Annotated in this window: 11 protein-coding genes; 9 read left to right on the top strand and 2 right to left on the bottom strand. The window is 71.7% G+C overall.

All coding sequences use genetic code 11. The annotated features are described in order from the left end of the window. Positions 1 to 68 precede the first annotated feature (68 nt). On the bottom strand, positions 69 to 695 hold the full coding sequence (locus ACFU5G_RS26850; protein ID WP_377251624.1) for a hypothetical protein: 627 nt from the start codon (positions 693 to 695) through the stop codon (positions 69 to 71). A gap of 94 nt (positions 696 to 789) precedes the next feature. Between ACFU5G_RS26850 and ACFU5G_RS26845 the strand changes: the two genes are divergently transcribed. The 5 genes from ACFU5G_RS26845 to ACFU5G_RS26825 all read left to right on the top strand — a co-directional run bounded on the left by ACFU5G_RS26845 (position 790) and on the right by ACFU5G_RS26825 (position 4083). Beyond that, positions 790 to 1389 (top strand): YbjN domain-containing protein, encoded by a 600-nt coding sequence (locus ACFU5G_RS26845; protein ID WP_232216120.1) that lies wholly within the window; start codon positions 790 to 792, stop codon positions 1387 to 1389. Beyond that, positions 1386 to 1967 (top strand): YbjN domain-containing protein, encoded by a 582-nt coding sequence (locus tag ACFU5G_RS26840; RefSeq protein ID WP_377251622.1) that lies wholly within the window; start codon positions 1386 to 1388, stop codon positions 1965 to 1967. The genes ACFU5G_RS26845 and ACFU5G_RS26840 overlap by 4 nt, the downstream gene beginning before the upstream one ends. Positions 1968 to 2096: 129 nt before the next feature. Beyond that, positions 2097 to 3062, top strand: a complete 966-nt coding sequence (locus ACFU5G_RS26835) for a WXG100 family type VII secretion target (protein ID WP_377251620.1) — start codon at positions 2097 to 2099, stop codon at positions 3060 to 3062. 59 nt (positions 3063 to 3121) lie between these two features. Continuing rightward, positions 3122 to 3775 carry a hypothetical protein gene (locus ACFU5G_RS26830; protein WP_377251618.1) on the top strand — a complete coding sequence of 218 codons (654 nt, stop codon included), beginning with the start codon at positions 3122 to 3124 and terminating at the stop codon, positions 3773 to 3775. Further along, positions 3772 to 4083 (top strand): hypothetical protein, encoded by a 312-nt coding sequence (locus ACFU5G_RS26825; protein ID WP_377251616.1) that lies wholly within the window; start codon positions 3772 to 3774, stop codon positions 4081 to 4083. The genes ACFU5G_RS26830 and ACFU5G_RS26825 overlap by 4 nt, the downstream gene beginning before the upstream one ends. A 40-nt stretch (positions 4084 to 4123) precedes the next feature. Here ACFU5G_RS26825 and miaB read toward each other — a convergent pair whose 3' ends face one another. Further along, positions 4124 to 5788 carry a tRNA (N6-isopentenyl adenosine(37)-C2)-methylthiotransferase MiaB gene (miaB, locus tag ACFU5G_RS26820; protein WP_377251614.1) on the bottom strand — a complete coding sequence of 555 codons (1665 nt, stop codon included), beginning with the start codon at positions 5786 to 5788 and terminating at the stop codon, positions 4124 to 4126. Between the two features lie 137 nt (positions 5789 to 5925). Here miaB and ACFU5G_RS26815 point away from each other — a divergent pair, with 137 nt between their 5' ends. From ACFU5G_RS26815 to ACFU5G_RS26800, 4 genes are all read left to right on the top strand, one after another. Continuing rightward, positions 5926 to 6741 carry an amino acid ABC transporter ATP-binding protein gene (locus ACFU5G_RS26815; RefSeq protein WP_020016773.1) on the top strand — a complete coding sequence of 272 codons (816 nt, stop codon included), beginning with the start codon at positions 5926 to 5928 and terminating at the stop codon, positions 6739 to 6741. Positions 6742 to 6804: 63 nt separating this feature from the next. Then, positions 6805 to 7650, top strand: coding sequence for a glutamate ABC transporter substrate-binding protein (locus tag ACFU5G_RS26810; RefSeq protein WP_377251612.1), 846 nt, complete (start codon positions 6805 to 6807; stop codon positions 7648 to 7650). 141 nt (positions 7651 to 7791) lie between these two features. Next, the gene (locus tag ACFU5G_RS26805) at positions 7792 to 8481 is read left to right on the top strand and encodes an amino acid ABC transporter permease (protein WP_377251610.1); all 690 of its coding nucleotides are present in this window, start codon (positions 7792 to 7794) and stop codon (positions 8479 to 8481) included. Then, complete coding sequence (locus ACFU5G_RS26800) at positions 8478 to 9365, top strand: amino acid ABC transporter permease (RefSeq protein WP_377251608.1); 888 nt, start codon at positions 8478 to 8480, stop codon at positions 9363 to 9365. The genes ACFU5G_RS26805 and ACFU5G_RS26800 overlap by 4 nt, the downstream gene beginning before the upstream one ends. Positions 9366 to 9443: the final 78 nt, after the last annotated feature.

The raw sequence follows: 9443 nt of genomic DNA, 5'->3' as shown, positions 1-9443 counted from the left end.
GCACAGGCCTCTGCCGACCTCGATGCAGACTGCCGACATCACAGGAAAGTGCCGACCCCGCGGGGCCGTCACGTCAGCGTGGTCACCTGGTAGCTCGGCGGCAGGTGGTCGTGCGACTGGGCGAAGACCTGCGGGGTCCACGCATCGAAGCCCACGGCGCGCAGGGCGGCGCGGACGCCCGCCGTGAGCGCTTCCGGAGCGGTCTCCAGGCCGCCTGGCGCTCCCCCGCCGGCGACGACGAGGCCGGCGGCGGCGCGCAGCGCGTCGCGAACAGGGTCCGCTCCGGCGCCGTCCGGCCCGGCACCGTCGGACCCGGTCCAGGCAGGCGGAACCTCCAGGACCTCGACGTCGGCGGCCCGTGCCCCGAGCACGTCCGCGAGCGCGAGCAGCGCCACCGACGCGCCGGTCCCGGCGACCGGGAGGCCCGGCGCCCAGAGCCGGCGCGCGTCGTCGGGCAGCCAGCGGTCGCCGATGCCGGAACCCACCAGGGACGGGCGCAGCCGGCCGTGCCGGAGCGCGGGGCCGTGCGCGAGGACCAGCGGTACGCGGTCGCCCGCGGTGAGGCGGGCCAGCGCGGCGGACACGGCCTGCCGGACGTCGGCGAGCGGGTCGGTGCGCAGGCCAGGGACCGTCCCGGGGACGAGCAGCGGGGTCGCGGGCAGGATCACGGCGTGCACGATGGACGAAAGTAGCATCGGCCCCGCCATCCAGCGGCTCCTGGGCGATTCCACCCCCCTTTCCACGCAAAGGGCGCAGCGGGAGGAGGGGTCTGGCAGGTACTGTGGGCTGGTGAGGTTCTTCGGGTCACGACGCCGGAACACGGCGGGCGACGGCGACCGTGCGGCCACCGGCCCGCAACAGCCCGAGCCCAGGGAACTCGACGATGAGGAGCTGCGGGCGCAGGTGGAGGGCGTGCTGCTGCGTGAGCTGACGGGCGGCCTCGACGATCCCTCCTCCGTTCCCGAGCCGCTGACGCGCGACCGCGTGGTCGAGTGGCTGGGCGAGAACGGGTTCAGCTACTTCGTGGACTCCGAGGGCGACGTCGGCGGGCTGTGGCACGGCTGGCTGTTCTACTTCCTCATGGTCGGCGAGAGCAACGAGGTGCTCCAGGTGCGCGGGCAGTGGCACCGGGACCTGACCATCGAGCGGCTGGAGGAGATCCTCGAGCTGTGCAACGAGTGGAACGCCGAGCGCATCTGGCCCAAGACGTACGTGCGCGTGCGGGACAACGGCGCCGTGCTCGTCTACACCGAGGTGACGGTCGACCTGGAGCACGGCGTCACCGAGGACCAGCTCGACCAGCTGCTGCAGTGCGGGCTGACAACGGGCTCCATGTTTTTCGAGCATCTCGACGAGACGTTCCCCGACCCGCTGAGGTCCGCGCCATGAGCCCGCCCCGGAGCGGAGGCGGCGCCGGCCGCTGGCTCGCGCGCCTGCTCAACCCACGTCCGCCGGTAGCCCGGCGCCCCGCGGGCGCCCAGGTCCGCACGCTCGCGAACCCCCCGGTCGAGAAGCCGCGGCCGCTGACGACGCAGCGGGTCGGCGACGACCTGTCGCGGCGCGGCTACCGCTTCCGCATCGACGACGACGGCGACGTGACGGGCACCTGGGACGGCAACCGGTTCTGGTTCCTGCTGCTCGGCGAGCACGACGAGATCCTGCAGGTGCGGGGCCGCTGGGCGGGCGCGCTGCCCGCCGCGGCGCGGCTCGCGGTGCTCCAGGCGGCGAACGACTGGAACCGCGAGCGCATCTGGCCCAAGGTCTACACCCGCGAGGAGGGTGCGGGGCTGGCCCTGTACGCCGAGGTGTCGGTGGACTTCGAGCACGGCGCCACCGAGGAGCAGCTCGCCCAGACGGTGTCGTGCGGCCTGGTGACGGCGAGCCAGTTCTTCTCGACCGTGGCGTCCCTGGCCCCGCCGCCGGACACCGAGCCGGACGAGGCCGACGGGGACGACGCCGCCGGCTAGCCCTACCCCCGCCCGCGGGGTCCCCACGGACCCGACGGGTACTTCTACCCGTATCGTTTTTTAGCCCTGTTGTCGCAGGTCAGTTACGGTCGTGAACAGACAACGACCGGATGAGCGACAGGGGACCCGATGGGTGAGATGTGGGGCGCTGACATCACACAGCTGCGCGCCCTGGCACGAGAGTTCGAGGGGGCGTCGCAGTCACTGGACAACACCGTCACCGAGGTCACGTCCGTGCTGTCGAGCGTGGACTGGCTGGGACCGGGCGGTGACCAGTTCCGGGAGGAGTGGGACGGGCATCACGCGCCGGCCATCCGCGGTGTGTCCGGCAGCCTGGCGGACGTGCGCGGGATCCTGGAGCGCAACGCCGACGCGCAGGAGGAGACCAGCAGCGACTACGCGGGCGGGGGCGAGGCCGGTTCCGGCCTCGGCGGCACCGGCGGCATCGGGACGAAGGCCGGCGAGGGCAGCCCCGCCGGGAACCCCGAGGACGAGGGCTTCCCGGAGTGGTTCGACGACGCCCTGGGCGGCTGGTCGAACGGGCTCACCGCGGGTGGGCTGGGGCAGGACCTGTTCAACTGGATCGTCAAGACCGGGACGGCGGTCGACTCGCTCGCCGATCTCGGCGCCGGCGGACACCTGCTCGACGCCTTCGGCAAGGTCTTCGCGGTCGCGGGGATCGTCACGGGCGGCCTCCAGGCGTTCGACGAGTGGTCGGAGGGCGACTTCTACGGGGGCGCGGACGGCGCCATCACGGCGGGCCTGAGCGTCGCGGTGCTCGCGACCGCGGCGACCCCCGCGGGCCCCTTCGTGGCCGGCGGCGCGGCGATCTGGGGCGGGCTCTCGCTGATCAACGGCCTGGTCTCCGACCGCCCGCTGAGCGAGAACCTCGTCAACTACAGCCCCGTGGGGATGGCCTGGAACGCCTTCTCCGACAAACCGTTCTCGGAGGCCGTGACCGACGCCGGAAGCTGGGCCTGGGACCGCGGCACCGACGCGGTGGGCGGGATCGCCGACGCCGCCGGGGACGCGTTCGATGCCGGCGGCAATATGCTCAAGGGCGCCGGGAAGGCCATCGGCGGCCTCTTCAGCTGAACCCACACCACTGACAGCCTGAACGAGGCCCTCAGCGGCCACTGGGAGGACAGAAAGACATGACTGACAACATCACGCCCGACCGGGACGTGTCCGCCGACCCGGACGTCGCGCTGCTCGAGCTCACCGCCTTCGAGCTGATCACCCTGCTCAGCCAGGGCACGACCGAGGCGGGCCGGCGCACCACGGAGCTGCTGCGGCTGCCGGAGCTCCCGCAGGACTCCCCGCTGCTCGGCGCGGGCCTGAGCTCGCTCGTGGTCCGGCGGCTGGCCCGGACGGAGGACGGCGCCCTGGTGCCGGTCGGCAAGCTGGCCGCGCTGTCGAACGTCCTGTTCACCGCGGACACCTGGGTCGAGGCCGCCGGGATCACCGACCGGGAGAACAACGCGGCGCTGCTGATCGGCTCGCCCAACGGGTCGGTCGTCGTCGAGCCCCGGCCCAACGGGATCTGGCAGGTGCTGCCCCTGGAGCCCGCGGAGCCGGTGCGGGTCGCCGCGTCGCGGTACGTCCGGACGGCGTTCCGCACGCTGCAGGGGCGGCCGTTCGGCGGGAGCGTCAAGGTCACGGACGCCAAGGGCGCCCGGACGGCGGCCGTGCGCGTCGCCGCCGACGACACCTGGCAGCTCGTGCACGGGCCCGTGGACCAGAAGCTCGAGCCGGCGCCGGTGCGGCCGGACCCGACGTTCCGCATCCTCGCGGAGGCGGTCGCGTGAACGCGCAGCGCCCGGCGAGCCCCTGGTCGGACGGCGGGGACCCGGCCCGGGCGCGTGGCCTCGCATGGATGTGGACCGCGCTGTCCGCCGTCGGCTGGGTCATGGCCGGGTTCTCGGCGCTCAGCTGGTGGACCGCACAGGTGTCCGGCCGGGCCGGGGAGAACCAGTGGCGCGGGTACGCCGTCGGCGACATGTTCCCCTGGTACCTGGTGATCCCGTTCGGGCTGCTCGGGCTGTGCCTGGCGGTCGTCGCCGCACGCCGGTGGGCGCGGGCCCGGGAGCTGGCGCGCCGCGCGCCTCGCGACTGAGCAGGACCGGGGCCCGGGCCGTGCGGCTCGGGCCCCGGTCTCAGCGGCGCAGCGTGGGCAGGCCCAGCGAGACCGGGCCCGACGGCGCCGGCGTGCCGTGCGAGTGCTCGTCCTCTCCCCCGCCGAGCCGCGCCTTCTCGCGCGCGACCCAGGCGTCGCCCGACCGGGTGCGGCGCACCACGAGGCCCGCGACGTCGGCGGGCTCGGCGATCAGGTGGTGCGGGGCGGCCCTGGTGACGGTCACGGTCACCATGTCGCCGGGGCGCGGCACGCCCGCGGGGACGACGTCGGCCAGGCGCGGGTCGTCGAGGTCGGCCGGTGCGCGGGTGAGGTCGACGCTGGGGTGGGGCGCGACGTCGTCGGGCGAGGTGGTGAGGCCGAAGTGCACGAGGCGGTTGTCCGCCGCGCGGCCCGAAAGGCGGTGCGTGGCGCCGTCCTTGCGGCCGGAGCCCTCGGCGACGAGCACCTCGAGCGTGCGCCCGACCTGCGTGTTCGCCTCCTCGGCGCCGATGCGCTCCTGGAGGGCGAGCAGGCGCTCGAACCGCTCCTGCACGACGGCCTTGGGGAGCTGGTCCTCCATGGTCGCGGCAGGCGTGCCCGGGCGCGGCGAGTACTGGAAGATGAACGCCGAGCTGAACCGGGACGCCTCGACGACGCGCATGGTCTCGGCGAAGTCCTCCTCGGTCTCGCCCGGGAAGCCCACGATGATGTCCGTGGTGATCGACGCGTCGGGCATCGCCGCGCGGACCCGGTCGAGGATGCCGAGGAACTTCTCCGAGCGGTAGGAGCGGCGCATCGCCCGCAGGATGCGGTCGGAGCCGGACTGCAGCGGCATGTGCAGCTGCGGCATCACGTTCGGGGTCTCGGCCATCGCGGCGATGACGTCGTCGGTGAAGGCGGCCGGGTGCGGGGACGTGAACCGCACGCGCTCCAGGCCCTCGATCTGCCCGCAGGCCCGCAGCAGCTTGGCGAACGCGCCGCGGTCGCCGAACTCGACGCCGTAGCTGTTCACGTTCTGGCCCAGCAGCGTCACCTCGATGGCGCCGGCGGCCACGAGCGCCTCGACCTCGGCGAGGATCTCGCCCGGACGGCGGTCGCGCTCCTTGCCGCGCAGGTGCGGCACGATACAGAAGGTGCAGGTGTTGTTGCAGCCCACCGAGATGCTGACCCAGCCGGCGTAGACCGACTCGCGCTTGGTCGGCAGCGTGGACGGGAAGACCTGGAGGGACTCCGCGATCTCCACCTGGGCGGCCTCGTTGTGCCGCGCGCGTTCCAGCAGCACCGGCAGGGCGTCGAGGTTGTGCGTGCCGAACACGACGTCCACCCACGGGGCCTTCGCGACGATGTCGCCGCGGTCCTTCTGCGCCAGGCAGCCGCCGACGGCGATCTGCATGCCGGGGCGCGTCGCCTTGATGCCCGCGAGCTGGCCGAGGTTGCCGTACAGCTTGTTGGCCGCGTTCTCGCGGACGGCGCACGTGTTGATCACCACGACGTCGGCGGCGTTCGCGGCCTCGTCCTGGCTGGACGCGCGCGTGTAGCCGGCCTGCTCCAGCATGCCGGCCATGTGCTCCGAGTCGTGCACGTTCATCTGGCACCCGAGGGTGCGGACCAGGTAGGTGCGGGGTGCCTCGGGCGCCTCGTCACGGACGGCGGTGTCGGTCGCGGCGGCGTCGGGCAGGGCTGAGGGGAGGGCGGTCGTGGACATCGCCTCGATTTTACGACCCCTTTCGAGGCCCGCCGAACGGTTGATCCAGGCATATAACGGGCATCTGTTACCGAAACGTTGTGCAGTGATGACCGGTCGACTTGGTCCTTGAAACATCGGATCGTTAGGTTCAAGGGATGGACCAGAGCACCTCGACCACCGGCCAACCGGCGGCCGACAACACCGTGGACGCTCCGACGTCGGACCGCGCCCTCGGGGCGCCCCTCGTCGAGCTGAAGAGCGTGAACAAGCACTTCGGCGCGCTGCACGTGCTGCAGGACATCGACCTCACCGTCCGCAAGGGCGAGGTGCTGGTCGTGATCGGCCCGTCGGGGTCCGGCAAGTCCACGCTGTGCCGGGCGATCAACCGCCTGGAGACCATCGACGACGGCACCATCACCGTCGACGGCAAGACCCTGCCCGAGGAGGGCAAGGCCCTCGCGCAGCTCCGCGCCGAGGTCGGCATGGTCTTCCAGTCGTTCAACCTGTTCGCGCACAAGACCGTGCTCGACAACGTCACCCTCGGGCCGCGCAAGGTCCGCGGGCTGAGCAAGAAGGACGCGGAGGAGCAGGCCCGCAAGCTGCTCGACCGCGTGGGCGTCGGCAACCAGGCGGGCAAGATGCCCGCCCAGCTCTCCGGCGGCCAGCAGCAGCGTGTCGCGATCGCGCGCGCCCTGGCGATGCAGCCGAAGGTGATGCTGTTCGACGAGCCGACGTCGGCCCTCGACCCCGAGATGGTCAACGAGGTGCTCGACGCGATGGTCGCGCTCGCCCAGGAGGGCATGACGATGATCGTCGTGACCCACGAGATGGGCTTCGCCCGGAAGGCCGCCGACCGCGTGGTCTTCATGGCGGACGGGCAGATCGTCGAAGAGGCTCAGCCCGAGGAGTTCTTCACGGCGCCCAAGAGCGAGCGGGCCCGCGACTTCCTGTCCAAGATCCTGACCCACTGATCTTTCACTGACTGATCCCACCCAAGGGGTCCTACCCGGACCCCGAACTATCGAAGGGGAATCATGCGCAAGCACACCATGGGGCTGATGGCGATGGCCGCGGCGTCGACCCTCGCGCTCTCGGCCTGTGGCGGGGCCGAGGTCGGCGGCGAGCCCGAGGGCGGCGCGTCCGAGGGCGGCGACGGCATCACGATCGGCATCAAGTACGACCAGCCGGGCCTCGGCCTGCAGGACGGCGCCGAGTACACCGGGTTCGACGTGGACGTCGCCCGGTACGTCGCGAACGAGCTGGGCTACAGCGAGGACCAGATCACCTTCAAGGAGACGCCCTCGGCCAACCGCGAGAGCATGCTCCAGAACGGTGACGTCGACATGATCTTCGCGACGTACTCGATCACGGACGAGCGCAAGGAGGTCATCAGCTTCGCGGGTCCGTACTTCGTCGCCGGGCAGGACCTCCTCGTCGCCGCCGACAACACCGACATCACCGGCCCGCAGGACCTGGAGGGCAAGAACCTCTGCTCGGTCACCGGCTCGACGTCGGCGGAGAAGATCAAGACCGACTACGCCGAGGGCGTGCAGCTCCTGGAGCGCCCGGGCTACGCCGAGTGCGTCACCGCCCTGGTCGCCGGCCAGGTGGACGCCGTCACCACCGACGACATCATCCTGGCCGGCCTCTCCGCCGCCAACGGTGAGGGCAAGCTCAAGGTCGTCGGCGCCCCGTTCTCGGAGGAGCGCTACGGCGTCGGCCTGCCGAAGGACTCGGACAAGTGCGAGGACATCAACGCGGCGATCACCAAGATGATCGACGACGGTACGTGGGAGGAGCTCGTCGCCGCCAACACCGAGGGCGCCGACTACACCCCGAACGCGGACCAGAACCCGCCGACGCCGGACGCCTGCGCCTGACGTCTCCTTCGCAGTGCACCGGGATCGCGTCCGCCCAGCGAGACGCGATCCCGGTTCGCTGCGGGGCGGCATCCCGCCGTCCGCGACTGTGACCTACCGGGGCGCGCCGACCAGGGCCGCGCCTCTCCCGAAAGGTGACCCGTGAACGACTATCTGTCAGGGCTCGGCGCGCTCCTGCAGCAGTACGACGTGCTCGGAGCGTTCTGGACCAACATCCAGCTGACGTTCTGGGGTGCGCTGATCGCGCTGGTGCTCGGCACGCTGCTCGCGCTCATGCGGATCTCCCCCATCGCGTCGCTGCGCTGGGCCGGCGCCACGTACGTGAGCATCTTCCGCAACACCCCGCTGACGATCATCATGACCTTCATGGTCATGGGCGTGTGGACCGCGCTCCAGATCCAGCTCGCCGACAACTTCGAGGACAACTTCTTCCGCCTCGCGGTCGTCGGCCTGGCCGTCTACCACGCGGCGTTCGTCTGCGAGGCGATCCGCTCCGGCGTGAACACGGTCCCGCTGGGCCAGGCCGAGGCCGCCCGCGCGATCGGCCTGTCGTTCCTGCCGGCCGCGCGCCTGATCATCCTTCCGCAGGCGTTCCGTGGGGCCACCGCCCCGCTGGGCAACACCCTCATCGCGCTGTTGAAGAACTCGACCGTGGCCGCGGCGGCCAGCGTCTCCTGGGAGACCTCCTCCACGATGAAGACCATGATCGAGTTCAACCCCAACTATCTCTGGGAGATCTTCGCGGTGTTCGCGATCGGCTACGTCATCCTGGTGATCCCCATCGGACTGCTGACGACCTGGCTGTCCCAGCGTCTGGCGGTGAAGCGATGAGCGCCTCGGTACTCTTCGACGCCCCCGGCCCCCGGGCGCGTAGCTGGACCCTCGTCGGCAACATCATCGGCGCGGTGGTCGTGCTGGCGGTGGCCGCGTGGGTCCTGCTCCAGCTCGACGCCAAGGGCCAGCTGGAGCCCCAGCTCTGGGCGGACGCCGTCTCGGCGCGCACCTGGCAGTACTACCTGATCCCGGGCCTGCTCAACACGCTGCGGGCGGCGGCGTTCGCGATCGTGGGCTCGATCGCCTTCGGTCTCGTGTTCGGCATGGGCCGGCTGTCGCAGCTCGCCCTCGTGCGCAGGGTGTGCGGCACCGTGGTCGAGTTCTTCCGGGCCGTCCCCGTGCTGCTCATGATGGTGTTCTTCTACGGCCTGTTCGGGCAGCTGCTGCCCGGCGTGAGCGACAAGGCGTTCCTCGCCGTCGTGGTCGCGCTCATCCTGTACAACGGCTCCGTCATCGCGGAGCTGGTGCGGTCGGGCGTGGGGAACCTGCCCCGCGGCCAGGGTGAGGCCGGGCTCGCGATCGGCCTGACGCCGGGTCAGACGCTGCGCTCCATCCAGCTGCCCCAGGCGCTGGTGGCCATGCTGCCCGCGATGGTGTCGCAGATCGTCGTGGTCCTGAAGGACTCGGCGCTCGGCCAGCTCATCGGCTACCAGGAGCTCCTGCGCACCGGGCAGATCGTCTACTCGGCCGACGGCAACCCGTTGCAGGTGCTGACGGTCGTGGCCGTGGTGTTCATCGTGCTGAACCTGCTGCTCACCCTGGTGGCGCACCAGCTGTCCCGGCTGCTGTCGAGCCGCACCGCCGGTCAGACCATCGAGGGCACCGGGATCGGTAACCCGACTGCCGTGGCCGGCGCGGCCGGTGGCCCGGGCAACGTCTGACCCGACGGCTCGTCCGCCCCGGGCCGGGCGGACCTGACCGACGAGGGGCCGGGTGGTCAGCAGCGAGCGCTGCTGACC

The sequence above is a fragment of the Promicromonospora sp. NPDC057488 genome, assembly GCF_042802395.1.
Classification (GTDB): domain Bacteria; phylum Actinomycetota; class Actinomycetes; order Actinomycetales; family Cellulomonadaceae; genus Promicromonospora.
The sequence above is the reverse complement of the archived record's forward strand: the minus strand, read 5'-3'. Positions and strand labels throughout refer to the sequence as shown.

What these genes read in the sequence shown, in the direction of transcription:
- ACFU5G_RS26815 (WP_020016773.1), top strand. Translation starts at nt 5,926, where the DNA reads ATGGACCAGAGCACCTCGACCACCGGCCAACCGGCGGCCGACAACACC.
- ACFU5G_RS26800 (WP_377251608.1), top strand. Translation starts at nt 8,478, where the DNA reads ATGAGCGCCTCGGTACTCTTCGACGCCCCCGGCCCCCGGGCGCGTAGC.
- ACFU5G_RS26810 (WP_377251612.1), top strand. Translation starts at nt 6,805, where the DNA reads ATGCGCAAGCACACCATGGGGCTGATGGCGATGGCCGCGGCGTCGACC.
- miaB (WP_377251614.1), bottom strand. Translation starts at nt 5,788, where the DNA reads ATGTCCACGACCGCCCTCCCCTCAGCCCTGCCCGACGCCGCCGCGACC.
- ACFU5G_RS26850 (WP_377251624.1), bottom strand. Translation starts at nt 695, where the DNA reads ATGCTACTTTCGTCCATCGTGCACGCCGTGATCCTGCCCGCGACCCCG.
- ACFU5G_RS26835 (WP_377251620.1), top strand. Translation starts at nt 2,097, where the DNA reads ATGGGTGAGATGTGGGGCGCTGACATCACACAGCTGCGCGCCCTGGCA.
- ACFU5G_RS26830 (WP_377251618.1), top strand. Translation starts at nt 3,122, where the DNA reads ATGACTGACAACATCACGCCCGACCGGGACGTGTCCGCCGACCCGGAC.
- ACFU5G_RS26840 (WP_377251622.1), top strand. Translation starts at nt 1,386, where the DNA reads ATGAGCCCGCCCCGGAGCGGAGGCGGCGCCGGCCGCTGGCTCGCGCGC.